Origin of the sequence: Clostridium sp., from assembly GCF_051278035.1 — a bacterium.
Lineage (GTDB): Bacteria > Bacillota > Clostridia > Clostridiales > Clostridiaceae > Clostridium_AD.
This window is the reverse complement of the sequence record NZ_JBNMNU010000052.1, coordinates 1-25,646: the sequence shown is the minus strand read 5'-3', so window position 1 is coordinate 25,646 and position 25,646 is coordinate 1. Positions and strand designations below refer to the sequence as shown.

At 31.5% G+C, this 25,646-nt stretch carries 26 protein-coding genes and 1 other annotated feature; of the genes, 5 read left to right on the top strand and 21 right to left on the bottom strand.

What is annotated here, in order from left to right:
• Positions 1–41: 41 nt before the first annotated feature.
• Both ACJAX4_RS09785 and ACJAX4_RS09780 read right to left on the bottom strand, forming a co-directional pair.
• Positions 42–200 (bottom strand): hypothetical protein, encoded by a 159-nt coding sequence (locus tag ACJAX4_RS09785; RefSeq protein WP_435789273.1) that lies wholly within the window; start codon positions 198–200, stop codon positions 42–44.
• Between the two features lie 169 nt (positions 201–369).
• Positions 370–615 carry an ACT domain-containing protein gene (locus tag ACJAX4_RS09780; protein ID WP_435789272.1) on the bottom strand — a complete coding sequence of 82 codons (246 nt, stop codon included), beginning with the start codon at positions 613–615 and terminating at the stop codon, positions 370–372.
• 66 nt (positions 616–681) lie between these two features.
• Positions 682–1,011 (bottom strand) — a binding site (T-box leader).
• A gap of 241 nt (positions 1,012–1,252) precedes the next feature.
• Here ACJAX4_RS09780 and metA point away from each other — a divergent pair.
• Positions 1,253–2,170, top strand: coding sequence for a homoserine O-acetyltransferase MetA (gene metA / locus ACJAX4_RS09775; RefSeq protein WP_435789271.1), 918 nt, complete (start codon positions 1,253–1,255; stop codon positions 2,168–2,170).
• Between the two features lie 210 nt (positions 2,171–2,380).
• Here the strand turns inward: metA and ACJAX4_RS09770 are convergent, their stop codons facing one another.
• Complete coding sequence (locus tag ACJAX4_RS09770; RefSeq protein WP_435789270.1) at positions 2,381–3,313, bottom strand: S66 peptidase family protein; 933 nt, start codon at positions 3,311–3,313, stop codon at positions 2,381–2,383.
• A gap of 256 nt (positions 3,314–3,569) precedes the next feature.
• On the opposite strand from ACJAX4_RS09770, the gene nfsA reads away from it, so the two are divergent.
• A complete protein-coding gene (nfsA, locus tag ACJAX4_RS09765) occupies positions 3,570–4,307 on the top strand; it encodes an oxygen-insensitive NADPH nitroreductase (protein ID WP_435789269.1) in 738 nt (245 codons plus the stop codon).
• Between the two features lie 74 nt (positions 4,308–4,381).
• Here nfsA and ACJAX4_RS09760 read toward each other — a convergent pair whose 3' ends face one another.
• The 5 genes from ACJAX4_RS09760 to ACJAX4_RS09740 all read right to left on the bottom strand — a co-directional run bounded on the left by ACJAX4_RS09760 (position 4,382) and on the right by ACJAX4_RS09740 (position 8,811).
• On the bottom strand, positions 4,382–5,281 hold the full coding sequence (locus ACJAX4_RS09760) for a fumarylacetoacetate hydrolase family protein (protein WP_435789268.1): 900 nt from the start codon (positions 5,279–5,281) through the stop codon (positions 4,382–4,384).
• Between the two features lie 66 nt (positions 5,282–5,347).
• Entirely contained in the window at positions 5,348–6,268 is a 921-nt protein-coding gene (locus ACJAX4_RS09755; RefSeq protein WP_435789267.1) for an SMR family transporter, read from the bottom strand.
• Positions 6,269–6,298: 30 nt separating this feature from the next.
• Complete coding sequence (locus ACJAX4_RS09750; RefSeq protein WP_435789266.1) at positions 6,299–7,462, bottom strand: class I SAM-dependent methyltransferase; 1,164 nt, start codon at positions 7,460–7,462, stop codon at positions 6,299–6,301.
• A 207-nt stretch (positions 7,463–7,669) separates the two neighbouring features.
• On the bottom strand, positions 7,670–7,906 hold the full coding sequence (locus ACJAX4_RS09745) for a hypothetical protein (RefSeq protein WP_435789265.1): 237 nt from the start codon (positions 7,904–7,906) through the stop codon (positions 7,670–7,672).
• 179 nt (positions 7,907–8,085) lie between these two features.
• Positions 8,086–8,811: a VCBS repeat-containing protein gene (locus ACJAX4_RS09740; RefSeq protein WP_435789264.1), complete on the bottom strand. Its 726-nt coding sequence runs from the start codon at positions 8,809–8,811 to the stop codon at positions 8,086–8,088.
• 179 nt (positions 8,812–8,990) lie between these two features.
• On the opposite strand from ACJAX4_RS09740, the gene ACJAX4_RS09735 reads away from it, so the two are divergent.
• Positions 8,991–9,491, top strand: coding sequence for a GreA/GreB family elongation factor (locus tag ACJAX4_RS09735; RefSeq protein WP_435789276.1), 501 nt, complete (start codon positions 8,991–8,993; stop codon positions 9,489–9,491).
• A 67-nt stretch (positions 9,492–9,558) separates the two neighbouring features.
• On the opposite strand, the gene ACJAX4_RS09730 is transcribed toward ACJAX4_RS09735, so the two are convergent.
• A complete protein-coding gene (locus ACJAX4_RS09730; RefSeq protein ID WP_435789263.1) occupies positions 9,559–11,604 on the bottom strand; it encodes a penicillin-binding transpeptidase domain-containing protein in 2,046 nt (681 codons plus the stop codon).
• A 276-nt stretch (positions 11,605–11,880) separates the two neighbouring features.
• Between ACJAX4_RS09730 and ACJAX4_RS09725 the strand changes: the two genes are divergently transcribed.
• The gene (locus ACJAX4_RS09725) at positions 11,881–12,525 is read left to right on the top strand and encodes a superoxide dismutase (RefSeq protein ID WP_435789262.1); all 645 of its coding nucleotides are present in this window, start codon (positions 11,881–11,883) and stop codon (positions 12,523–12,525) included.
• Between the two features lie 133 nt (positions 12,526–12,658).
• Here ACJAX4_RS09725 and sstT read toward each other — a convergent pair whose 3' ends face one another.
• The 12 genes from sstT to glyA all read right to left on the bottom strand — a co-directional run bounded on the left by sstT (position 12,659) and on the right by glyA (position 25,165).
• Positions 12,659–13,897 carry a serine/threonine transporter SstT gene (sstT, locus tag ACJAX4_RS09720; RefSeq protein WP_435789261.1) on the bottom strand — a complete coding sequence of 413 codons (1,239 nt, stop codon included), beginning with the start codon at positions 13,895–13,897 and terminating at the stop codon, positions 12,659–12,661.
• A 241-nt stretch (positions 13,898–14,138) separates the two neighbouring features.
• Positions 14,139–15,809, bottom strand: coding sequence for a dihydroxy-acid dehydratase (ilvD, locus tag ACJAX4_RS09715; RefSeq protein ID WP_435789260.1), 1,671 nt, complete (start codon positions 15,807–15,809; stop codon positions 14,139–14,141).
• A gap of 192 nt (positions 15,810–16,001) precedes the next feature.
• Positions 16,002–16,430, bottom strand: a complete 429-nt coding sequence (locus tag ACJAX4_RS09710; protein WP_435789259.1) for a DUF6465 family protein — start codon at positions 16,428–16,430, stop codon at positions 16,002–16,004.
• A 222-nt stretch (positions 16,431–16,652) separates the two neighbouring features.
• Positions 16,653–17,756, bottom strand: coding sequence for a dipeptide epimerase (locus tag ACJAX4_RS09705; protein WP_435789258.1), 1,104 nt, complete (start codon positions 17,754–17,756; stop codon positions 16,653–16,655).
• A gap of 361 nt (positions 17,757–18,117) precedes the next feature.
• Positions 18,118–18,387, bottom strand: coding sequence for a hypothetical protein (locus ACJAX4_RS09700; protein WP_435789257.1), 270 nt, complete (start codon positions 18,385–18,387; stop codon positions 18,118–18,120).
• A 212-nt stretch (positions 18,388–18,599) separates the two neighbouring features.
• Complete coding sequence (locus ACJAX4_RS09695) at positions 18,600–19,442, bottom strand: metal ABC transporter permease (protein WP_435789256.1); 843 nt, start codon at positions 19,440–19,442, stop codon at positions 18,600–18,602.
• Positions 19,442–20,248, bottom strand: a complete 807-nt coding sequence (locus ACJAX4_RS09690; RefSeq protein ID WP_435789275.1) for a metal ABC transporter ATP-binding protein — start codon at positions 20,246–20,248, stop codon at positions 19,442–19,444. The genes ACJAX4_RS09695 and ACJAX4_RS09690 overlap by 1 nt, the downstream gene beginning before the upstream one ends.
• A gap of 32 nt (positions 20,249–20,280) precedes the next feature.
• Positions 20,281–21,177, bottom strand: a complete 897-nt coding sequence (locus tag ACJAX4_RS09685) for a metal ABC transporter substrate-binding protein (RefSeq protein ID WP_435789255.1) — start codon at positions 21,175–21,177, stop codon at positions 20,281–20,283.
• Between the two features lie 119 nt (positions 21,178–21,296).
• The gene (locus ACJAX4_RS09680) at positions 21,297–21,608 is read right to left on the bottom strand and encodes an N-acetylmuramoyl-L-alanine amidase (RefSeq protein WP_435789274.1); all 312 of its coding nucleotides are present in this window, start codon (positions 21,606–21,608) and stop codon (positions 21,297–21,299) included.
• A gap of 23 nt (positions 21,609–21,631) precedes the next feature.
• Positions 21,632–22,105, bottom strand: a complete 474-nt coding sequence (locus tag ACJAX4_RS09675) for an N-acetylmuramoyl-L-alanine amidase (protein ID WP_435789254.1) — start codon at positions 22,103–22,105, stop codon at positions 21,632–21,634.
• Positions 22,106–22,385: 280 nt separating this feature from the next.
• Positions 22,386–23,606 (bottom strand): nuclear transport factor 2 family protein, encoded by a 1,221-nt coding sequence (locus ACJAX4_RS09670; RefSeq protein WP_435789253.1) that lies wholly within the window; start codon positions 23,604–23,606, stop codon positions 22,386–22,388.
• Between the two features lie 329 nt (positions 23,607–23,935).
• Positions 23,936–25,165 (bottom strand): serine hydroxymethyltransferase, encoded by a 1,230-nt coding sequence (gene glyA, locus ACJAX4_RS09665; RefSeq protein ID WP_435789252.1) that lies wholly within the window; start codon positions 25,163–25,165, stop codon positions 23,936–23,938.
• Between the two features lie 226 nt (positions 25,166–25,391).
• Here glyA and ACJAX4_RS09660 point away from each other — a divergent pair.
• Positions 25,392–25,646 (top strand): threonine/serine exporter family protein (locus ACJAX4_RS09660; protein WP_435789251.1); only part of this gene is annotated, 255 nt, incomplete at its 3' end.

The following is a 25,646-nucleotide window of genomic DNA, read 5'->3' as shown; positions in this document are numbered from 1 at the left end:
TTCCATGAACCCACATTCTTTACACCTACTTGTCTATGTAGTTATTGGACTTTGTCTTGTTTAGCAGACTCATCCACAAATAGTTTGCCTGAAAATGTTCGTATTCCTTGGGTCGGAACTTTGCCTATGACTTCCTCCAGCTCACACCTCACGGTGGATACCTTGTCTTCAGCTAGTGGTTGGTAACTACAGACCCCCACAGTGGACTTTCACCACCTAGTTAATTGCCATGCCTGGCACACTAAAAAAGCACATTACGAATGCTCTCAATGTGCTTTTTTAATATTTTATATTTGTTCTTCAGCTCCACGACCCACTCCAAATAAATTAAATAAAATATGCCGCTCTTTTATTGTTTCTATTTTCAAACTATTCAGCATTCTTCAATTCTTTAATTTCATGCACATTTATTATTTTTCTAAGTTGCATCATTGCCTGTTCTATACCTAAATTAGAACCTTCTTCTATTGTAATCATCACATTTGAGTACTCCCTACTTTCACCTTCTGTCATAACGAGACCTCTTATCTGAAATTCTTTTCTTCTCAAAATATTGGTAACTCTCACTAAAGCATCTATACCATTCTCTACCTTAACACTTATAGTTTTATACATTTTAATTCCTCCTTTTTTGGACAAATAAAAAATCTTCCATTCCTATAAACACATATCAACTATGTTTATAGGGACGAAAGATTCGTGGTACCACCCTAGTTCGTAATTTATTATTATAAATTACCTCCTTGTTTTTGGTCAAGAAAACATTAGAATGATTTTCTGTAACCATAGCTCTATATCGGGAGCATCCGTCTTTGTTTACTTAATGTAAAACTCTGCAGTCGATATAATTAATTATGCAATAAAAATTTGCAACTCGTAATTATAATCATTTCAAGTTCAACTCAGCAGCTCAGGAGTGATCATTATATACCAGCTTCAACACCAACTCTCATCAAACATTGGCTCTCTGTAGTTAAACAGTGATATTTTTCTCTCCATCATAGCTTTATTTATTCTATTGACTATCATTATATGTTCGTTAACGCAATTTGTCAATATAAATAATTCTTTTTTTGAAATTTTCTGAATTTTACTTTAATTATCAATTTTGTCATACGCTTAAAGATTTATTGATTTGCAATGGAGCCTACCATGTAATATTACCTAATGCAACCCTGTGTTGACAATTATTAGACAATATAGTAATATTACAATTAATTTATCATGTAAACTTGATATAAGGAGGGTTACAATGCCAATAAAAATACCTGACAACCTACCGGCATTTAAGATTTTAAACAAAGAAAATATATTTACTATTACAGAAGACCGAGCTTTTCATCAGGATATTCGACCTTTGAAAATTATAATTTTAAACCTTATGCCCACAAAAATTGAAACTGAAACACAAATTCTGAGGCTTCTTGGAAACTCTCCGCTGCAGATAGATATTGTGCTTATGCACCCTGAAACCCATGTATGTAAAAATATATCAGAAGAACATCTGATTAAATTTTATAATACTTTCGATGAAATAAAGGATTCTAAATTCGATGGAATGATAATAACAGGAGCTCCAATTGAAAGCGTCCCTTTTGAAGAAGTAGATTATTGGGGTGAACTTAAAAGAATAATGGAATGGAGTAGACATAATGTATACTCAACCTTGCACATTTGTTGGGGTGCTCAAGCAGGACTTCATTATCATTATGGACTTGAAAAACATAAACTGGATAGTAAGATATTTGGGGTATTTAAACATGAAATAACAAAACAAAACGTTAGACTTTTGAGTGGATTTGACGATGAATTTTATGTTCCGCAATCAAGGTATACTGAAATAAGAAAGCTTGATATTGATAAGATAAAAGAGTTACAAATCTTATCCCAATCAAAAAAATCAGGAGTTTACATTGTATCAGCAAAAAAAGGACGTCAGATTTTTGTAACTGGCCACTCAGAGTATGATCCATTAACGTTAAAAACTGAATATGAAAGGGACATAGCAAAAGGTTTAAACATAAATGTTCCAGACAACTATTTTCCGAATGACGACCCATCAAAACCACCTATTGTAAAATGGAGGGGCCATTCTAATCTGCTATTTTCTAATTGGTTAAACTACTATGTATACCAGAAAACACCTTACAATCTGGTGCACCTTGATTGAAGATACACCAATAATTCATAAACATATTACAAAATATAAGAATCCAACTTCCATAAATTTTATCCATTAATCAGTCAAGGAGTAAAGGCAATAGCAAATACTCCTATATAAGAGTTATTGCTATTGCTTTTACTCCTTGACTGGTCATTAACCCCTTAATAAGTCTTAGAACTCTCCACATCATATAAATAATTCTATAAGTTATATAACTTATATTAAAGAACTCTCTGTAATTGTAAGGCTAGAATTATCAGCATCTAACAATGCTTTTGCCCCAAGAGGTATTGTAATTTTAGAAGTACAATGCCCTGCCATAAAATTATATATAGTAGGTTTTTTAGCTATCACTATAATATCATTAAATACCTGCATCAAAGTATAATTAAAATCCTCGTATTTAGGTATACAATTTTTAAAATCACCTAAAATTATACCCACGCAATCCTTAAACTTTCCCGCAAGTCTAAGTTGTGTAAGCATCCTATCTACACAATACGTAAATTCATCTACGTCTTCTAAAAAAAGAATTTTACCCTTTGTATCTATTTCATAAGGAGTCCCTATAGTTGCTGCAATTAATGATAAATTTCCACCTACTATTTTACCGCTGGCCTTTCCGGGTACCAATGATTTAATTTCAATACCTACAGGATTTTTCATCTGTCCTAATGGATTAATATTAGTTATTGCATCAAAATAACTCTCTTTTGAAAACTCATTGAAATTATCTACCATATCTGTAGCAACCATAGGTCCATGAAAGGTAATTAAATCACATATTTGATTTAACACTATATGAATTGCAGTTATATCACTATATCCCATAAAAATTTTAGGATTTTTACTAATCATATTATAATCTAACCTATCAAGAATCCTTGGGGCCCCATATCCGCCTCTTAAACAGAAAACTGCATCAATATTACTATCCTCAAACATTGTATTTATGTCTCTTGCACGTGCCTCATCACTACCAGATAGATATCCATATGTTTCACCACAGCTTTTTCCTATTACAAGTTTAAATCCCTGCGCCTTAAGTGCTTTAATTGACTTTTCAAGTTCATCTACCTGCCTTAATGCGCTAGAAGGTGCAACAAGCCCTATTGTATCTCCTCTTCTTAATACTTTTGATTTATTCATTACATATCACCCCTTCATCGTACCCATGAGATTCTACAAATGTTTTGATGTATCATTTGATCCTATCATACACTGTATTCCTTTCATCTCTTCTCTAGAACGACTTTTAAGTACATTATTAATGCACGCAGTTTAACTTTTTATTTTCATTAGTTTGTGGTATATTGTTCACATAAGTAAATGCTATTAAATCTAATGATATCGATAGCAACTCAAACAAACACAAAATAAAATTCCAATTAAGGTGGTAATTAATATGAATGCAACTATTAATTTATTAAAGTCTCATAAATCTATAAGAAAATATAAAGATCAACCTATAGAAGATGAAAAACTAAAAGCAATTATAGAATCTGCACAAAGTGCTGCAACTTCTAGCTATATTCAAGCTTATACAATTATAAGTGTAAAAGATATTGATAATCGAAAAAAAATAGCCTATCTTTCAGGAGAACAAAGTTATATTGAACAGTGTCCTTTATTTTTAGTTTTCTGTGCCGATTTAAATCGTACTAAAACATGTTGTGAAACTAATAATGTAGATATGGCAGAAGGATTTACTGAGACTTTTGTTGTAGCAACTGTGGATGCTGCTCTTGCCGCCCAAAATGCTTTAATTGCTGCTGAATCATTAGGCCTAGGTGGAGTGTACATAGGTGGAGTAAGAAATAACCCATCACAAATTAGCGAGATTTTACACTTGCCACATGGCGTATACCCTGTATTTGGAATGTGCCTAGGTTATCCTAATCATAATCCAGAGAAAAAAGAAAGATTACCACTAGACGTGATATTTAAAACAGATGAGTATAATACAAATGGTGATGCTGAGAAAATAGAAGAATATGATATTCACATTAAAGATTATTATGAAAGAAGAACTAAAGGTAAAAGATTAGACACATGGACAAATCAAATTGCTAATCAAATGAAGGGCCCTCAAAGACCTCATATGAAAGAATTTTTAGAAAAACAAGGATTTATAATAAAATAGATTTAACGAATAATTACTTTTAAGAAGAACGGACGCCCTACTAGGCATCCGTTCTTCTTTTGCTTGGATTTCTTTTAGTTTTTGTTGTAAACTTCATTTACAATTGAGCCTATATTCTCCACATAACATTCAACTACATCGCCATCTTTTAATACTTTAGGTGGTAGGAATCCCATTCCAACACCAGCCGGTGTACCTGTACAAATTATATCGCCAGGCTTGAGTGTAAATCCTTTAGACAAATCGCTTATAATATAAGCAATATCAAAAATCATATTTCTAGTGTTGGAGTTTTGTCTAAGTTCACCATTAACTTTGCACTGTATGTTTAACTCTACAGGGAAAACAATATCATTTTTATGAACTATTATAGGACCCATAGGACAAAAGGTGTCCAAGCTTTTAGCTTTAAACCATTGCTTGTGCTTTGCTTGAAGGTCCCTTGCTGAAACATCATTTGCAACAGTATACCCAAATATATACTTCTCCGCATCCTCTTGCTTTATGTTTGTCCCTTCCTTTCCTATAATAACTGCAAGCTCAGCTTCATAATCCACCTGCGTCGTAACTTCTTTTGAAAAACAAATTTTATCTCCAGTTGCTATAGCTGGACTAGCAACCTTAGTGAAGTATATTGGATTTTCTGGTATGAAATTATCTGAAATCTGAGTTATCTTAATTTCCTTTGCATGTTCCTCATAATTTTTTCCTATACAAAATACATTTCTCTTAGGGTAAGGAATTGGCGCCACAAGTTTTACCTGTGATAACTCTAAGATAAAATCATTATTTATATTCACTTCACTTTCTAACATTGTTATTACCTTGTCATCTGCAATTTCTATAAACTCTTGTAGCCCATTAATATCAGGTAGATTAAGTCTTTTCATAGCCTCCTTAATCGGAACTATTTTATTTCCTAAAAGTATTCCTGCTGAAGTTTCATTTTTATATTCGTAAGTAACAAATTTCACATTCAGTCCCCCTTTTATTTAATCGTTAATACTGTGATTATATCACAAGTTTAATATGTATCCACTTTAGTATTGTCCTAAATTAATTAATATCAATGCTATAATAACAAGAACTATCGCTATTTGATTTTTTTTAGATAATTTTTCTTTGTATAAGACTACTTCTCCTATACTTATAAATATTATACTTCCTGCACTGTACACAGGAAAAGCTATGGATGTTGCTATAGAATTTAGAGCCATTATAAGAAAATAAGAAGAAAATAGATTCGGTATCCCCACCAACATTCCCATGAGTAAATCTCTTTTCATTACTATCTTATCTGATTTTATAACGAAGTATAAACTGAATAGAAATGCTGTAATAAATATAACAAATAAAAATATGTCTTTATATTCTATTAAAGCATATTTCTGAAATAACTTGTTTTGAAATTCTGCCATACCTCCAAATAGAAACAATAAAATAAGTGTTAAATTTATGCTTGTACTTTTATTCTCATCATGTGATATATTGGCAAAAATTATTGAAAATAAAGCTATAAATATTCCTACCCATTGAATAGCTTTAGGTATCTCCTTCCAGAATATAATAGAAAATATCATAGGCACTAAAATACCAAGCTTGCCAAATGTTCCAGAAAGAGATGCGCCATTTTCCTTTACACTTTTTTGATAATAAAGGAATGACAAAAAGAAAAAAACGCCCCCCAGTATACCAAGTAAGATCGCCCAAATAAAACTGGCATCTTTAGAAAAAACTACATTGTTTTGTGATAAAACATTAATGAACTCAGCAGTAAAATTTGCTAAGGAAAAGTTAATTTTAAGTGGAGGTTTAACTATAATCATTAGGAGTCCTATAGTTAAAGCAGTAAAATAATTTGCACTTGTAACCGCATATCTGTTCATTTGATTGCCTTCACTATACTTAAAAATAAGAGCAATAGATGAGCTACATAATATAGCTAAAAATAAATAAAACATATTTCAAATCCCTTCATAATATATGTTAAGTTAAATTAAATTATCCTTTTTTAATAAATTGAATAATGTGGGTTTTAAATTAAATTCATCAATTAAAATATTAACTTCAGCTAGTGCTTTTTCCTTTTTTTCTTTGGATATGTTAGCTTTTGAAGCCCTAATCAATAAATTCTTAGGTGAATGTGATATATCTATAAATTCTAAAAGCTGTGTTTTATAACCAGAACACTCTAAAAGATTTGCTCTTATTGCATCTGTCATAAGGGCTGAGACTCTTTCTTGTATTATTCCATATTTGGTTATTATTGATAATGACTCTGCTTTTATTTGACTATTAATTTCATGTTGACAGCAAGGAACAGAGAAGATCATCTTACTATTCCACTTTATTGCATTATATAATGCAAAATCAGTAGCTGTATCACAGGCATGTAATGTTATTACCATATCAACTTTATTGTTATACTTAAATCCATTTATATCTCCTAACTCAAAATGCAGGTTCTCATATTTATATCTTTTAGCTATATCATTACAGTTGTTGATTACATCTTCCTTAAGGTCCAGTCCTATCATTTTCACATTAATCTTTTTAATTTCTACAAAGTAATAATATAATATAAATGTTAAATAAGATTTTCCACACCCAAAATCTAATATGGTGAGCTCCGAAAAATCATTATTTTTAATCTCATCATCAATAACTTCAACAAACCTGTTGATTTGCTTGTATTTATCATATTTTGAATTGATAACCTTACCCTCTTTTGTAAAAATACCCAAATCTATAAGTGGTTCTATTATCATACCCTCTTTAAGAATATAATTTTTTTCTTTATTATGTCCTTTATTTGATAGCTTTGTATTATCACTTTTCTTCTTTCCTAAATGAACTTTACCTTTTTTTGAGATTTTTAAATCAAATGTTGTTATATCTGACCAAGCATCAATTTGTTTATAATTTGATGATACATATTCTAAAAGTTTTTCCCCTATCATAGCCACATCAATATTTTCATGAAATATTTGCTTATCAGTACATTTCTCTATTTGATAATATTGTTTTGAAGCATCTTCTTTCAGTATAAAGTTTATTTTATTGTACTTTATATCCTTACTTATTTTATTACTAATAACTAATTTTATAATGTCTTGTTGTACAATTTCATCAATCGCTTTCTTTAACTCTTCCATTTCATCACGCCTTACAATTTATTTTAAAAATATTATCTATACAATAGAATTATTATATATCAAATCAACTAATTCTAACACTCTAAATACAATTAATCATCTATAAATTAATAAAGTATCCTCTTTTTTACAAGAGGACACTTGAATTGGTTTTTTTAGCTTATGTAAATGATATATTTTTGTTAGATTATTTAAATAAACCTTCTATTAGCTTTCCTCTTCTTTTGTTAATCTTTCTAACTGAGATTTCAGCTTATTTATTTTATAATTAATATCGACCATTCTGTTTTCTGTGAATTCTACCTCATTAGGACCATTAGATATTTTTTCCCTTTCAAATATTAAATTTGAGATATCAGTTTTTAATTCTTCAACCTGATTGTTTATAACCCTTTCCGCTTTTGCGGCGTGATTAGAAGAATACAAATTGTAATTTCCATTCATTTTTTTACCTCCTTGCATAATAACACCACCGTGATATTATACTTTTAATCCCTATAATTATTTGCGTTTATTTACTAGAATTATTCCCTAATTTATAATATATTAATCCCTACTTATACTATTAGCGTTTTTATAACAATAATAAAGGACTACCCTTTAGTGGCAGTCCTTTAGCTATTCTATTTCTCTGAGCCCAAAATAGCTACATTTTGGTTATCCAAAATAAATATGTTATCTCTCCATTCTAAAGTATTCATAATATAACCTAACGCATCTGCATTGTACCTTCCAGCTATTTTCTGATACGCAAGTAGGGAAAACACTTTATTCGAGTCAAAATCTACAGGATATAAACCACTTAGCGGATTTACAAATCCCTCTATCGGAATTTTTAATTTTCCGTTGTCGTCGTATATTTCATTTAAATAATCAGCATCTTTATTGGATATGTCTATAATGTATTTTTTATTATTGTTCACACTAATAACGTCAACCTTATAGTTGTCTTTAAAACTAACATCGTATTGATACCTTTCGTTAAATAAATTAAAATCAAACATTAACTGTATTTTATTGTTAAGGAACGAATAAATGTAGTAGTACATTGTTCCTCCACTACCACCTGTCGCAATACTTATTAATATATCATCTACAGTATTCCCTGTAAAATCCCCCAAAAACAGTGTAGGGTTATATCCAGCGTTAGCACAAAGTGTTATGCTAGTAAACCTACCTGTACTTCCACTTTGTATTCTAAGTGTGATATTTTCAGTAAGTGGGCTATCCGATGTCTTGATGCCTGTCAAATAAACATTATCAAGTATTCCATCACCGTTTACATCTCCACTTGCATAAGATACAATAATGGGGCATATAACATTACCTCTAAAATAACTATTATACATAGTAGCTCCTTCCTCTATTTAATCTTTGTATAATAACTTACGAGCTAAACTTCAAAAATGTTACTTTTACAATATAATCATATTAACAAAATTTAAATCCCTTAACTTTAATGGTATAATAATTGTTCTAGATGAAGAGTACTTTAAACTAAATATATAGCATCATATTTGCAAAATGAATTTTCAAAATAATAAAAGAAGGTGATAAAATTAACAATAAGCTTACTAAAAAAGACGTTGAACAACTTCAAAAAGAATTTGATTATCGTAAAGGGCCTTTGACAATGGAAATCGCCCATGAAAAAATGGTAGCTGCAGCTCACGGCGACAGAAGTGAAAATGCAGAATATAAAGCCGCAAAATCAAGCATGTATGACAACTATAGAAGAATGGGTTATTTAATTAAGATGATTAGATCTGCCGAAGTTATAGATGATGTTATCATTAATACTAAAGGTGCAAATATTGGAGATAAATTACTGATAAAATTTGAAGGACTTGATGATATTGAAGAAATTAAACTTGTAACAACATTACAAGTGGATATACCGGGTGGCAAATTTAGTATTGAATCGCCAATAGGACGCGTTTTGTTTGGAAAAACAATAGGTGATATTGTAGAGGTAGAAGCTCCTGATGGAAATTATAAAATAGAACTAATAAATATAAACAATGAGTAAAAATTCTTTATATATTAAATGCTCTAGCATCTCTGCTAGAGCATTTTTAAATATCGTGTTATTTGGGTTATTTCTTTAAGTAATATTCCATTACCTCTTTAACAATAGGTACCACATAATGACTTCCCGCACCCTCTATTAACATTGATATTACTATTTCAGGTTTTTCTGTATCCATACATATAAACCATCCATTTTTTTGTCCTTTTTCATCTTTGCTACTCTTGTTTACCTCTGCGGTTCCAGTTTTACCAGCAAGAGTTATCCCTGATATTTTTGCTCCATTACCTGTACCACCTGTTTTATCTATTACTGAAATCAGATCATTTTTTATGATATTTACATTCTCCTTAGCCATAACATTTTCTTTCCAAACCTTCGAAGTTATCTTTTCATTAAATGTTTCTAGAGTTGGCGACATAATATTCCCCTCGTTAACAACTGCACTGTATGATAACGCAAGGTGGAGAGGACTCATAAGGACCTGTCCCTGACCATATCCTGTATCTGCCAATGCTATTTCAGTTTCAATCTTGCTATCATTAGCAATTTGTGATTTTCGAATGTAAAAATCCATTGGAATCTCTTCTCCTATTCCAAACTTACTGCTTCCTTTTATGAATTCCTCTTTACCAATTCCTAGGGCAGTCTTTGCAAAGTATATGTTATCTGAATATACCAATGCATCCGCTAAATTGACTTCCGCACGATTGGAAACCCTAGTAATTGTATAACCTCCCCAAGATTTATCCTTTTGCCAATCTAGACCGTCTATTTCTATAAGTTTACTTGGGTCTATCTTACCTTGCTCTAATCCAATGGCAGTCGTTATCAATTTAAATGTAGATCCCGGCGAATATGTCTGTATAAATCTATTATGAAATGGGTCAGCACCAATATCTTGAAGCTTCTTCCATTTTGTTTTTGTGGTATTAGATTTATAAGTGGTATATGCATTCGAATCATATGATGGGGAACTAACTAAAGCCAATACTTCTCCGGTCTTAGGATTTATTGCTGCACTAGCTCCTGCTTCTTTATTCATTGCTTCATATATTTTATTCTGAAGAGCTAAATCTACTGACAGTGTTATATTTTCTCCAGCTTTAGATTCTTTTTTTATAACTTCTGCTTTTAGAGAATCGTTCTCGTCCGTTATGTATATTCTTCCTCCATTTTCACCCCTAAGTCTTTTTTCATAAACCTTTTCCAGACCATCTGCGCCAATTCGACTATATGAATTATACCCTTGCCCTGACATTTCCTCTAGTTCGTCAGCCTGTATTGGTCTTATGTACCCTATAAGTGATCCAAAGGCTTCCTTACCTGCATATATTCTTCCAGTAAATTCTTTAAAAATCACACCTTTAAGTTCATTAGCATCAGATGTTTTTTTACCTTTTACTATGTTAATGATTGGTATGAATTGAGTAGATTCATCATTACCTTCTAGTTTAGCTTCTATGATTGATGCGTCAATATCAAGAATTTTAGCTAATTGTAATATATTATTATCTTTATCTATAACAAAATCTATAGGATTTAATCCCAGGGTAGAAATTATTTTGTTTTCCGCAAGAGGATCCCCATTCCTGTCATAAATTTCTCCGCGTATAGCAACATCGGATACTATCTTGACCTTATCTCCTACTTGCATACTAGGGAATATCATTTTTTCATCCCAGGCTATCGTCCACTTGTTTTCACCGTCAACTTTTTCCTTCACCACATTTGCTACATAACCAGGCTGATCTAATTGACCTACAGCTGTTTTCATGGATATAGAAAATGGTATGCTAATTGTCTTTTCCTTTCCTTCCACAATTTCATCTTCATTATTAAGTTTTATTGAGATGCTCTCAGCCTCTATTCCACCGTAAATATCAGTATATTTCTTAACAAAATCATCTTGTTTTATTCTTTCCTTAGTTTTGCTTGAAAGCATGCTATACATTCTTTGGTAATCTTTCTCTACCCAACTATTTTTATAAGTGTCAAAAGTTTTAGTTGCACTTTCCCCTTTTGTAAAAACGCCAAGCATAAATGCTGCTATTAATATTGCTATAATGGTTAATATTACTAAAATAAATATTTTTATATTCCTTTTGGACATTTTATATACCACCCCTGTAAATATCTCGTGTATTGTAATATACACACATTATTTTTACTTAATTATAACATATAATAACTAGTTATCCTGTACTTCAAAACTATCTTCATTGCTATGGACAAAAATACTATAATACAAATTATAGTGGATATAAAGTTTGATGTCAAAATTCATAACTCACATATCACATAATGTGTTAACAACCTAAAAAGCACACGCATTGCATTATATTACATACAGTGTATTATAATATAATAAATTTATAGAGGTGATTTAATGTACAATTTAAAACCAGAAACTTTTGATTTTGATACAGTCAAAGGTATTTCTACGAAACAGCTCCATGAACATTACAAATTATATTCTGGGTACGTAAAGATTTTAAATGAAATTTGGAATACTCAATATAATCCTGCGGATTATATTGATAGTAACGCCACTATGTCTAGAATGCGTAGTTTAAAGCTAGGAGAAACATATTCACTTAATGGTGTAAAACTTCACAATCTTTATTTTGAAAACATAGTAGGAGGAAATAATATTCCTTATGGTCCCATATTGAATGCTATAGTAAATCAGTTTTCTTCTTACGATAACTTTATAAGTTACATTACAAATGTAGGGTTATCCATGAGGGGTTGGGTAGTTCTTACCCTTGATTTACTTGATAATAAATTGCACATAATAGGAAGCGATTCACATGATAATGGTGCCGTTTGGCTTTCCTGTCCAATATTAATCATGGATGTTTATGAACATGCATATTTTATGGATTTTGGAACAGATAAAAGAAAATATATTTCTACCTTTATTGAAAACATAAATTGGAAAGTATTGAATCATAGATTCCACGAATGTGTTTCTTCAACACAGCTTATTAATATGAAAGATCATAGATATTATCCATACATCTCTTTTTAAAAATTCTCTCTTTAATTTGTATAATACCATTATTATAATAATAGTTGACATTATCTGTTTTAAATTAGTAAAAGCCCCCATCACAAATTAAAAACTGTGATAGGGGCCTCTATTAATGTAAAAACATCTAGACTTATTTTTTAGTATTAATAATAATTTCCTTTCCTTCTTTACGCATCTTTGCAAATTCAGCTGTTGCTGTGAAAAGCGCATCTGTTGATGAATTAAGAGCCGTTTCGAAGGAGTCTTGTAGAACGCCTACTATAAAACCTACACCAACTACCTTCATAGCAATATCATTTGGAATTCCGAATAAGCTAGCCGCTAGAGGAATTAGTAATAGCGAACCGCCAGCCACTCCAGATGCACCGCAAGCACTAACAGCTGCTAGTATACTTAGAATTAATGCTGTAGCCATATCTACCTCAATACCCAACGTAGTAACCGCGGCAAGAGTCAAGACAGTAATGGTAACAGCTGCCCCTGCCATATTAATAGTAGCACCTAGTGGGATGGATACAGAATACGTGTCCTTATCTAACCCAAGTTTTTCACACAAACTCATATTTACAGGAATATTTGCAGCTGAGCTACGTGTAAAGAAAGCTGTAATTCCACTCTCTCTTAAACACATAAATACAAGTGGGTATGGATTTTTACGAATATTTACGTATACAATGATTGGATTGACAACAAGAGCCATAAAGACCATGACACCAAGCAGAACTCCAAGTAATCTTCCATAGCTAAGTAATGCCGAAACTCCGTTTGTAGCAATGGCATCAAAAACGAGACCCATGATACCTAGTGGTGCAAAATTAATTACCCATCTAACCATTTGGGTTATTGCATCTGAGAAATTATTAATCATTGTTTTTGTAGTATCAGGAGCATTTTTTAAAGCAAATCCAAGAAGTAATGCCCAAGACAATATGCCGATATAATTGGCATTAAAAAGTGCTTTCACTGGGTTATCAACAACATTTAACAGTAATGCTTTAAGAACCTCTACTACGCCACCTGGTGGTGTCAAATTTTCAGCTCCCGCAGTAAGTGTTAATGTTACTGGGAACATAAAGCTTGCAGCAACTGCTACAAAACCAGCTAAGAATGTTCCTAAAAGGTAAAGGCCTATAATTGATTTCATATTGGTTTGATGACCACTCCTATGTTGAGCGATAGCTGACATTACCAAGAAGAATACCAATATAGGTGCAATCGCTTTCAGCGCACCTACAAATAAAGAACCAAAGATGACGATTGGTTTTGCTTGTTCTGGAATCGTTATAGCTAAAATAATACCTACAATTAAACCAATAATTATTCGTTTTACAAGACTCATTCCATTCCATTTTTTCATCATATTTCCCATAATATTTTTCCTCCTAAAGTTAAAATAGAAACAAAACAGCCCATCTATTTTAGACATGCTATTTGTCGAACTAATTATTTGTAATAATCGTACGATTGTGACAATTTTACCACAAATACTTGTCCATGTATATAGAAATCAAATGGTATTAAATTGAAAATAAAGTTTTGCCTTTATTATATCCTTTAGTTTACATAGATGTCCTGTGACTTTCCTCTTATTTCAGGGTATCTTCTAAGGCTTATGCTCCAGGTATTTCTAATACTGCTCCTCTATTACCCGATGTCACTAATGCTGCATAACGTGCTAGATATCCAGTGGTAATTTTGGGTTTCCTTGGTTTCCAACTTGCTCTTCTAGTTGTCAGTTCTTCTTCTGATACGTTAAAGTTTATTGTGTTTGCCATAATATCTATTTCAATTATATCTCCCTCTTCAACTAATGCAATGTTTCCTCCTACCGCAGCTTCAGGGGAAACATGGCCTATTGCCGCGCCTCTTGATGCACCACTAAATCGTCCATCTGTTATAAGTGCAACTGCGCTACCTAAACCCATACCTATGATAGCAGAGGTTGGATTAAGCATTTCTCTCATTCCTGGACCACCCTTAGGACCTTCATATCTTATTACTACTACATCTCCTGCTACAATCTTACCGCCCGTAATTGCTACATTTGCATCCTCTTCGCATTCAAACACTCTTGCTGGTCCTTTATGCTTCAACATCTCTGGTACAACCGCAGATCGTTTTACAACACAAGAGTCTGGTGCTAAATTGCCTTTGAGAACTGCTATTCCACCTGTCTCACTGTATGGATTTTCAATGGGTCTAATAATATCGTTATTCGTGTTTATACAACCAACAATATTTTGTGATACTGTTTTCCCTGTGCATGTGATAATGTCTGTTATTAGTAATCCTTTTTTGTCAAGCTCATTCATAACAGCATATACACCTCCTGCTTCATCAAGATCTTCCATGTAGGAGTTTCCAGCTGGTGCTAGGTGACAAAGGTTTGGCGTTTTTGCGCTGATTTCGTTTGCTATATCAAGATTAAGTCTTATTCCTACTTCGTGAGCGATCGCTGGTAAATGTAGCATACTGTTTGTGCTACAACCTAGTGCCATATCTATGGTAAGTGCGTTCATAAATGCATCATTTGTCATAATGTCCCTAGGCTTAATATCTTTTTTTAGTAGATCCATGATCTGCATTCCGGCATGTTTTGCTAGCCTTAATCTTGCTGAGTATACAGCCGGTATGGTTCCGTTACCTTTAAGTCCCATTCCCAAAGCTTCTGTTAGGCAGTTCATACTATTAGCCGTGTACATACCCGAACACGATCCACAAGTTGGGCATGCTTTCATCTCATACTCTTGTACTTCTTCCAATGACATCTTGCATGCTGAGTATGCGCCCACTGCTTCAAACACTGAAGATAGGCTTGTCTTCTTTCCATCTATTTTTCCTGCTAGCATTGGTCCACCACTTACAAAAATTGTTGGAATATTAACTCTTGCAGCCGCCATCAAGAGACCCGGTACATTTTTATCACAGTTTGGTACCATTACGAGTGCATCAAAAGCATGTGCCATTGCCATTGCTTCTGTAGAGTCTGCAATTAATTCTCTAGTTGCAAGCGAATATTTCATCCCCTGATGTCCCATTGCAATACCGTCGCATACTGCTATGGCTGGAAATACTATAGGAGTTCCCCCAGCCATCGCAACACCAAGCTTTACAGCCTCCACTATTTTATCTAAGTTCATGTGCCCTGGTACAATCTCATTAAAAGAGCTGACAATACCTATTAGTGGTCTTTTAGCTTCTTCCTCTGTCATGCCAAGCGCATTAAGTAGAGATCTATGTGGTGCCTGCTGAATACCTTTTTTTACTGAATCACTTCTCATATTTCTCATTCCTTTCTTTTTTAGATTTTAATAACATTATTAAATTCATTTATACTATTATAATACATTTTCCCTATTAATACTTACCATGGACTTAAATATATTACCAAATATTAATATTAACATCAAAAAATTAATACAGAAAAAATTTGTAATATAATAGAAGGCCATAAGCCTTCTATTATATTTTTATTAAAATAATTTAAGATTTATATTGATTTTTCCATTTATAAGGCAATATGCTGTATCTTCTTCAACTTTTAAATATACTTCTACAGTTTTAATTTCTGAAAGTTTATGAGATTTTGCCCATTCTTCATTAACTTTATCTAGTATCGTTTGTTTACAAAATTCTTTTCCCTGATATTGAACGTAGAATGCAACATCATTTTTTTTAACTGTTCGTTTTTTTGCAGTGGTTGTTGCTTTAGTAGCTTTTGCTTTAACATTTTTAGCAGTGTTTTTTAGCGCATCCAAAGTCTTCTGCATATTTCCCTTTGTAACAACATCAGAAGCTATTTTCCTTGCTGATTCTGCTGTTTCTTCAGTTGACTTTATAACTTTTTCTTTTGTTGTCCTTAAAGTCTTTTTAGCAGAATTAAATGTATTTTCTTTTTTCATACTATTGACCTCCATTCATATTTTTTTTATTATTAACTAGATTGGATACTTTATTAAAAAATCTTGATTATTGATAATTTTGAATTAAATTAAGTATTTCTTACATAATCATTTTGTTGTATAGTTTTACCATAACAGTCTATTTTATGATATAAAATTCTAAAAGGTTACCTTGCAATCATCTAAGATAGCCTAATATAAAAATCAAAATTAGTACTTAATTTAGTAAAAACTAGAAACTGGAGTTTTCGAATAGTTTATAGACTTTATACCCAGCCCCGGATCATCTGTAAGCATTATTTTAGATTCATTAAAGATTGCCCCCCCATTTATGGGATCATATTTATATAGAACAGGACCATCTAAATCGATTTTAGTTATAATACTCTTTGCACAAGCTAAATGAACAGCCGCTGTTACACTTACCTTTGCTTCTAGCATACAACCTATCATGCACTGAACTCCATACATTTCTGCTAAAAAACATATTTTAAGAGCGTTATATATCCCCCCCGTTTTCATAAGTTTTATATTTAAAAAATCTGCTGCTCTCCTCTGTAAAATATTTAGAGCATCCATAGGAGAAAATACACTTTCATCTGCCAAAACCGGTATATATATATTATCTGTTACAAATTTTAATCCATCTATATCATGTGCTGAGACTGGTTGTTCTACAAACTCTATTTGCAGACCTGCATCCTCCATTTTTCTTAATATATTTACAGCTTCCTTCGGCTTCCATCCTTGATTTGCATCAATTCTAAGATTAACATTATAACCCACAGCTTGCCTTATTGATTTCATTCTTTCCATATCGCGAACTGAATCTTTACCAACTTTTATTTTCAAAGTATTGTACCCTCTTTTTATAGCCTCTAAACTATCCTTTGCCATTTCTTCAGGGTCATTCACACTTATTGTTATATCCGTTACTATTTCTTTTCTATATCCACCTAGTAGCTTGTATAAGGGTGCGCCATATAACTGTCCATATAAGTCATATAGTGCCATATCTACTGCCGCTTTTGCACTTGTATTTCTCAGAACACAACTTTCAAGTTTCAATATTATCTCTTCAAAATCTTCTATTTTCATGCCTATCATACTTTTCTTTATATGATCTTCTATAGCTCCTATTATACCTCCTGCGGTATCACCAGTTATTACTCCTGTTGGTGGTGCTTCTCCAAAACCTATATTCCCTGTATCCGTATGTATTTCTACTATAATATCCTCTACACTAAAAACTGTTCTTACCGCAGTTTTAAATGGTGTGCTAAGAGGTACAGATATTCGTCCTATTTTTATATCAATTATTTTCATATCAATTCCTCCTACATTTCATATAATAAAGCAATATCATATTTTTGTTATACACAAAAACCACCTCAGAGTTATTATGTATTATATTAACTTATTCAATTATAAATTACTGTTTTACCTATAAATTATACAATAGAAATAATTTTACCTACTAGAAGTAGCAGTCCAGTCTTTATAATATATATTGCAAGGAATTGAAGAAATGCAACATAAGTAAATCCATTTTTGAAAAAGAACGTAAATAAAACCCAGTAAATGAACTTCATTTACTGGGTTTTATTTGCGTTAATGTTATTGTCATATATATAAACAAAACAGATTAGTAATTTCAGACCTAAAAACCATTAGAGTCACTTAATAACTACTTTATATAAGCATCCGTTACCTTGGCTACATAATCATCGGTTCCAGAGTTTGCAAAAACTATTATAGATTGCTTCTTGTCCCCTGGTATCTTTACACAGAATCCCTCTACTCCATTTATCTTTTCACCTTCATATTTCTCCACTTCTACTTCACTTCTATATGCAATTCCATAATCTTCTAGTATTCCAGCAATTCTATTTTCTACCTTTCCGGTGGGACATTCAAGCTCTTTTATTCTTTCAATTGCATCCTCTATATGTGACATTAAATCATCTCCTAAATGTGTTTATTTTAATGTTTATTATACCCTGTTAGTTATCTTTGATTCTAAATATATTTATATTGGTTTCATAAATATAAAAAAATTAGAGGTTGTTTCGCCTCTAATTCCATAATTTATATAAATTTTTTTTTCTAATATCTTATATATTAGAAATTCTTAACTAACATAACATTATATTTTTTAAAATCACTCTATTATGAATAAATTTTTAGTTTCATAAAAAATGTAATTCCAAAAAATAATGAAGAAATTAATACCATCGTAGCACCTGAGGCAGACCCCAAAAAATAGGATAAAATAAGTCCTGATACACCTGAAATAAGTGCAATTGCTATAGAATATATATGATATTGCCTTATATTGCTAGAAATATTTCTTGCAGCTGCCGCTGGCAAAACTAACATAGAACTTATTATTAAAACTCCTACCCATTGAATAGATATTGTTACAATAACCGCAACAGTAATTGTAAATAAGTACTCATAAAATTCAACATTAATTCCTCTACTTCTTGCCAACAATTGATTTACACTTGCTAAAAGAATCTTATTGAAGGCAATTGCCCAAATAATAATTACAATTATAAATATAATTGGAAGTATTAACAAATCAATTAAACTAATACTTAATAAATCACCTATAAGATAAACAGAATATTTTGTAAACCCCCCCCTGAATGATAATATTACAACACCCAGAGCAACTGCTGTAGATGCAAAAACACCAATTATGGTATCTGTTGATGAAGTATTTACATTTTTAACCTTAATTATTACTACTGCAAGCATGAGTGAAAATGCTAGCATAGACCATATTGGATTTTTCACACCTAAAATTACCCCAATGGCTATTCCAGTGAGAGCTGAGTGTCCTAAGGCATCTGAAAAAAAAGCCATTTTATTATTTACAACCATAGTACCAAGTAGCCCGAACATAGGAGTAACCAATAAAACCCCTAATAATGCATTCTTCATAAACACATAATGAGCCCACTCAAATGGGAGTAAAAAATCTATTAGATTATACCATAAAGACATTAATCATCATCCTCTTCATTTTTGTTTATCAAGACTTTATTCCAATCTACACCAAACACATCAATTACTTTCTCATTGCTAAATACTTCCTCTGTGGTTCCACAGCATTCAATGGTTTTATTATTGATAAATGCAATACGATCAGCGTATTTTGATACTAAAGGTAGATCATGAGAAACTAAAATAATAGATAAATCATAATCTTTTCTTAAATTTGATACAGTTTTATAAAATAATTTTAGACCATTTTGATCAATTCCTGATACTGGCTCGTCTAATAATAGTATATCTGGTATAGGCTGAAGAGCTAATGCTAAAAGCACTCTTTGCAATTCTCCACCAGATAATACCCCTAAACGCTTGTCTATAAGGTATTCCCCATCAACTAGCGATAAACTTTCTAGAGCTTTTTTTCTTGTGTTTTTTGAAATAGAAACCCAAACAGGTCTACTACTTAATGTAGCTGAAAACATATCCAAAACACTTACTGGTGAACTATAATCGAAATCTAGTTTCTGAGGCACATATCCCATTTTAAGTTTACGTACAAGCTTTTTGTTCCCATCTACAAACGTAATATGACCTGAATGGGGTATTCCCCCTAGTAATGCTTTTATTAATGTACTCTTTCCAGCGCCATTTGCACCTATTATAGCAGTCAAATCTCCACAATGAATGTGGAGATTAATGTCTTTTAGTATTTCTGCTTTTCCAATAGTAACACCAAAATCCTGTATTTTTGTACAGCATAACCCATAGCTACATTTATTACAATTTATGCTTCGAATTTTATTACCATTTGTCATTCTATTACTAGTTGTAATTTTATTACTATTTATCATTTTAAGGCCTCTTCCAATACTTTTAAATTACTTTCCATAATGTTAATATATGCGTCTTCATCCATAGGTCCTGTAACAGCTGGATCAAGGGTATAAACTTTTGTATCAGTTTCTGTTGCTATCGTCTCTGCAGATTTTGCAGGGTATTGTGGTTCTGCAAACAGTGCTTTTACTTTTAGTTTCTTCACCTGCTCAATGCTTTCTTGTAGTTCTTTTGCACTTGGCCGAGAACCAGGTTCACGTTCGATAACTCCTACTATGTTAAAATTAAATTCATTAGCAAAATATGGAAACGCCTCGTGGAAAGTAATAATATCACGATTCACAATAGCATCCAATGATTTGTGCATTTTTTCTCTTTCAATCTCAAGTTTCTTAATATATATGTCTGTATTCGATTTATATTTTTGTGCATTATTAGGGTCTAAAGTAGCTAACTGCTCTCCAATATTTTTTACTTGAGTTATAGCGTTAGAAATACTTACCCATACATGTGGATTATCTCCCTCATCGCCTTCACTTTTAATAAGCTCTATTCCTTTGCTAGATTCAATTACTTTAAGATTCGGCATTTGCTGTGTTACCTTATCCATGTATGATTCCAAGCCTGCACCATTAGTTACAAACACCTGTGCACTATCTAATGTTTTCATGTCATTAATAGTAATTATATAATCATGAAGGCAACCTGCCATTGGTTTTGTCATACTAATTACTTTTACATTTGGAACATCCTTAGCCACATTCAATGTAAATATATACATAGGATATAGCGATGCTACAACTGTAAATATTTTTTTATCGCGTTCTTCTGCTCCATATGAAGAATTGCTATTTTTTTTGGAAGTACATGCGGTTAGACCTACTACACATACGAGTATAATTGTTATCATTTTAGTAATTATATTCTTAATTTTAAATCCACCCCTTAATCAAATGCAAGTCAATTGCATTTGCAATTCTTTTCTATTATATAGTTACTCATAAAAAATTGCAAGCCTATTTCTTAATCTTACTGTGAAAAAATCTCTTTTATTCCATTTTGCAACCCTTTAGCTAACTTATTCTGATATTCATCACTTGCAAGTAAAATATCTTCTTCTAGGTTAGACATAAATCCCATCTCAATCAAAACAACCGGTACCTTAGACCAATTAAAGCCAGTCAAATCCTCTCTCTTTGATATACCTCGGTTCTTAGCTCCAGTTGTACTCACAAAATTATTCAAAATAATTTCTCCATACTTTTGACTAACTTTATAAATATTTCCTGCATAGCCAACAGGTTCTGGCACTAAAATACTTGCACCCTGTGCACTAGCAATATCATTAGAATCACAGTGGATTCTTAAAACAATATTTGCATTGTTGTCATTTCCAATTTTTCTCTATTAATATTGCCTGGATTCTCTTCGTTACTGTTTTTTGTCATTATCACATTAAATCCATCTTTATCAAGTAAAACCTTAAGCTTCTTCGCAACCAACATGTTAACTTCGTATTCATTTAACCTCGTTGACACTCCAGCTGCCCCACCTGGATCCTTTACTTTTAAAACCTTTGAGTATGGTGAATTTTTTTCCATGCCTCTATTGCCACCTTTAGCATGACCTGGGTCGATTACAATGACTTTTTTAGGGGTTTTTACTTTGGTTTGTTCATATATTTTAACATCAACTGAATTATCTTCTTTATTTTCTATGACATTTAGTTCTTCTTGTTTATCTTCCCTAGGAAGTTTACTATTAACCACTGTCTTATTATCACAGACAATTAACAGAGTTATTAATGTTAGTGTTAGTGCTAGTAATAATTTTCTCATTTTCTTTGTTTTAGCCTCTCTTTCTTTAATCTTTACCTACTTCTATTGATTTAATCTTATTTTAACATGGTTTAACGTTTTTTTGTGGAACATTTAAGCACAAAAGGATTTCATTTCCCTGTACCCTGCTGCTATCTACCCATACTTATATATATATGCTTCTTTAAAGTACTCATTCCATATAAGCAATGCATTAAAACACTTAGCATAATATAACATACGAGAAGGGATATATTATAAGCTTATAATATATCCCTTCTCGTATTAACCTCACATCGGTTTAAATGTTCTTTTCTAAGATAGAAGCATCTGTCTTACCTTCAAGACTCCAATCAAAAGAAAGTGAAAATTGAAGATATTTAAATACCCAATTTTCTTTTTCTCTAATAATTACTGCTTCAAACCTAAATGGCCAAATATATTCTTCACCTTTAGCATTTTCCTTGAAAGTGCCGGCAATTTTTCTTCTTATGTTAAAAAGTTTATCCTTATCATCTAAATCTGTTGTGAATATATTTTCAATCGTGTTTATAGTATTTAAAAATGAACTGCTTTCAGAAATTGTTTTTTTCATGGTACCGTGAGAAGCTACCCAAACCACATCTTCATTGGAATTAATCAAACAGTTTTTATAGTCTAATGTCATTTCATCATAGCATGCTCTATGATTTTCAATTAGTTTCATAATTTCCTTTTGATTATTAAAGATAGCTTTATCTGTGTTAATAATTAACGGATTATTTATAGCAAAATATTTGTTTGCTATTTTATTAATAGCAATATTACCATCCAAGTATTGCTTATTAAAATCTTTTATGAGCAATACTATCTCATCGTTATATCTGTGGGTATTGTTAATAGAATACTCCTTCATTTTTTTTGCTTCATTATTAAAATTATTTAGATTATGGTTGCTACTATTATCAATTCTTATATCTGGCATATGCTCAACTACTGGTAGTGAAAATTGCATTTGCTTTATAATCCATCTTGTTTCTTTTTTTATCAGTATGAAAGAAACGCGTAAATCCCACAAATAATTTCTTTCAAGATTATTTCTCTGATTTAATAAATGAGATAAAGTCCAATTGATTTCAGTTAATTTCACATTGTTAGATTTTTTACTATTAAGAGAAACTCCATCAAAATACTCTTTAATATAACCTAAAAAACGTGTATAAGTCTCACTTTTACTATCAAAAGAATATTTAACTGTACCTGAAGTATAAATTAGAGCAGTGTTTCCAAGTGGTATTATAGTAGCATCATCAGCGTTAATTCTTAAATCACCCCAATACTCAAAGTCACCTAAAAATATATCTTTAACCTCCTCATAACCTACGCATAACTCATGAGCACCGGTGCCAATAATAATTATATTTTCATTTTTATCAAATAACGAATTCATGAAATTATCTATTCCCTTTGTATTTCTTTGTATATAAGCCTCTTGAAATATGTTTAGTATTTTCATTAACTCATTGCTTATTTTATTTTTCATAAATGTATCCCCCTCATAATATATTTTTCTTCTTTTAGTTTTATTTAACCTAATCCACTAAATTTATATATATCACAACAAAAAAGACTGTAATAACGCGAATCCTTATTACAGTCTAAAAACATCTACAATATTTTACATATCAGAAAAATATAAAACAATGGATTTGAATTTCAGCCCTATAAGTTTGACCATCTCTACTTGCAAATCTTTAAAATAAGTACAACAAATAAACCTAATCAAGGATAAATAGTCAATATTACTATGTGGAATTATATTAAAAAAGCACCTGACGAAGCAGATGCACTTAATATAATATTTATCTTTTTCTAATATAATGGAAACTTACTACATAACTTAACTACTTTTTTTCTAATTACTTCTAAATCGCCCTCTCTATTTTCTATAGTTTCATTCATAAGCTCAGCTATGATTTTCATTTCTGCTTCTTTAAATCCTCTGGTAGTTATAGCAGGTGAACCGATTCTTATCCCACTTGTAACAAATGGACTTAATGTTTCATTTGGTACAGTGTTTTTGTTTACAGTAATACCTACAAGGTCTAATAGCTTTTCAGCTTCTTTACCCGTTATGTTTTTGTTTGTTAGTTCTATAAGTAACAGATGGTTATCTGTTCCTCCGGATACTAACTTGAAATCATATTTTAGGAGTTCTTCTCCTAAAACCTTTGCATTTTTTACTACTTGATCAATGTAATCTTTAAATTCTGGCTTAAGTGCTTCTCCAAAGCAAACAGCTTTAGCTGCAATAGTATGCATTAATGGTCCACCTTGCATACCTGGAAAAATGGATTTATCTATTTGTTTTGCATATTTTTCTTTACATAAAATTACTCCACCTCTAGGTCCTCTTAGTGTCTTATGGGTAGTTGTAGTAACAAAATCAGCATATGGAACTGGTGACTGATGTGCTCCTGTTGCAACAAGTCCTGCTATATGAGCCATATCTACAAACATTAATGCTCCTACTTCATCACAAATTTCTCTAAAAGCTACAAAGTCTATAGCTCTTGGATATGCACTTGCTCCAACAACTATCATTTTAGGATTATGTTTTTTAGCTAGTGCTCGCACTTCATCATAATCTATAGTCTCCGTTTCTAAATTAACTCCATAAGGAATAACGTTATATAATATCCCTGAAAAATTCACTTTACTTCCATGAGTTAAGTGCCCACCATGGCTCAAATTCATACCTAATATTGTATCACCTGGTTTCAAAGCGGAAAAATAAACCGCCATATTAGCTTGTGAACCTGAATGGGGTTGTACATTAGCATGTTCTGCTCCAAAAAGTTCTTTTATTCTATCTCTGGCTAAATTTTCGGCCTTATCAACTATCTCACAACCGCCATAATACCTTTTACCAGGGTAGCCTTCTGCATATTTATTAGTTAATATTGACCCATTAGCTTCCATTACGGCTTCGCTAACGAAATTTTCGGATGCAATTAGCTCAATATGATCCTCTTGCCTTGTATTTTCTTCTTTAATGATATCATAAATTGCTAAATCACTGTTTTTTAAGTAATCTTTCATATTCATACCCATCCTCTCATTTTATGAATTACTAATTTACTAATAATTTCATGTTGCACTTACATTATAAAATTTATTGCAATTTTTATCAACCCAAATAGATTAAATAACTTAATTTTCTAACAAATAATACTTTTCAAGATTTATGGTATATACTAATAGTGCTATTTTTATTATTTTATATCATAAATAAATTAGTAAATATCCTATACTGAAAGGAGAACCAATGCATATTGATGACATCATTCATGTAGCTGCTGAAGCTGGTAAAATAATCTTAGAAAATGGCGGAGAAACCTATAGAGTTGAGCAAACAATTATTATGATATGCAAATCCTATGGCATACCCCTTACTGAAAGCTTTGTTACTCCTACTGGTATTATGGTTTCTATAACTAACAGTGAAAATCAGACCATATCATTAGTTAAAAGAATAAATACTAGGACCGTAAATCTTCGTAAGGTATCTCTGATAAACAAT

Bases quoted from the DNA above. Each gene is read 5' to 3' on its own strand.
- ACJAX4_RS09745 (WP_435789265.1), bottom strand. From the start codon at position 7,906: ATGAATGGAAATTACAATTTGTATTCTTCTAATCACGCCGCAAAAGCG.
- ACJAX4_RS09755 (WP_435789267.1), bottom strand. From the start codon at position 6,268: ATGTTTTATTTATTTTTAGCTATATTATGTAGCTCATCTATTGCTCTT.
- ACJAX4_RS09690 (WP_435789275.1), bottom strand. From the start codon at position 20,248: ATGACAAATGGTAATAAAATTCGAAGCATAAATTGTAATAAATGTAGC.
- ACJAX4_RS09670 (WP_435789253.1), bottom strand. From the start codon at position 23,606: ATGAAAAATAAAATAAGCAATGAGTTAATGAAAATACTAAACATATTT.
- ACJAX4_RS09685 (WP_435789255.1), bottom strand. From the start codon at position 21,177: ATGATAACAATTATACTCGTATGTGTAGTAGGTCTAACCGCATGTACT.
- nfsA (WP_435789269.1), top strand. From the start codon at position 3,570: ATGAATGCAACTATTAATTTATTAAAGTCTCATAAATCTATAAGAAAA.
- ACJAX4_RS09730 (WP_435789263.1), bottom strand. From the start codon at position 11,604: ATGTCCAAAAGGAATATAAAAATATTTATTTTAGTAATATTAACCATT.
- ACJAX4_RS09725 (WP_435789262.1), top strand. From the start codon at position 11,881: ATGTACAATTTAAAACCAGAAACTTTTGATTTTGATACAGTCAAAGGT.
- glyA (WP_435789252.1), bottom strand. From the start codon at position 25,165: ATGAAAGATTACTTAAAAAACAGTGATTTAGCAATTTATGATATCATT.
- ACJAX4_RS09750 (WP_435789266.1), bottom strand. From the start codon at position 7,462: ATGGAAGAGTTAAAGAAAGCGATTGATGAAATTGTACAACAAGACATT.
- ACJAX4_RS09780 (WP_435789272.1), bottom strand. From the start codon at position 615: ATGTATAAAACTATAAGTGTTAAGGTAGAGAATGGTATAGATGCTTTA.
- ACJAX4_RS09770 (WP_435789270.1), bottom strand. From the start codon at position 3,313: ATGAATAAATCAAAAGTATTAAGAAGAGGAGATACAATAGGGCTTGTT.
- ACJAX4_RS09675 (WP_435789254.1), bottom strand. From the start codon at position 22,105: ATGAGAAAATTATTACTAGCACTAACACTAACATTAATAACTCTGTTA.
- ACJAX4_RS09700 (WP_435789257.1), bottom strand. From the start codon at position 18,387: ATGTCACATATAGAGGATGCAATTGAAAGAATAAAAGAGCTTGAATGT.
- ACJAX4_RS09695 (WP_435789256.1), bottom strand. From the start codon at position 19,442: ATGTCTTTATGGTATAATCTAATAGATTTTTTACTCCCATTTGAGTGG.
- ACJAX4_RS09710 (WP_435789259.1), bottom strand. From the start codon at position 16,430: ATGAAAAAAGAAAATACATTTAATTCTGCTAAAAAGACTTTAAGGACA.
- sstT (WP_435789261.1), bottom strand. From the start codon at position 13,897: ATGGGAAATATGATGAAAAAATGGAATGGAATGAGTCTTGTAAAACGA.
- ACJAX4_RS09740 (WP_435789264.1), bottom strand. From the start codon at position 8,811: ATGTATAATAGTTATTTTAGAGGTAATGTTATATGCCCCATTATTGTA.
- metA (WP_435789271.1), top strand. From the start codon at position 1,253: ATGCCAATAAAAATACCTGACAACCTACCGGCATTTAAGATTTTAAAC.
- ACJAX4_RS09705 (WP_435789258.1), bottom strand. From the start codon at position 17,756: ATGAAAATAATTGATATAAAAATAGGACGAATATCTGTACCTCTTAGC.
- ilvD (WP_435789260.1), bottom strand. From the start codon at position 15,809: ATGAGAAGTGATTCAGTAAAAAAAGGTATTCAGCAGGCACCACATAGA.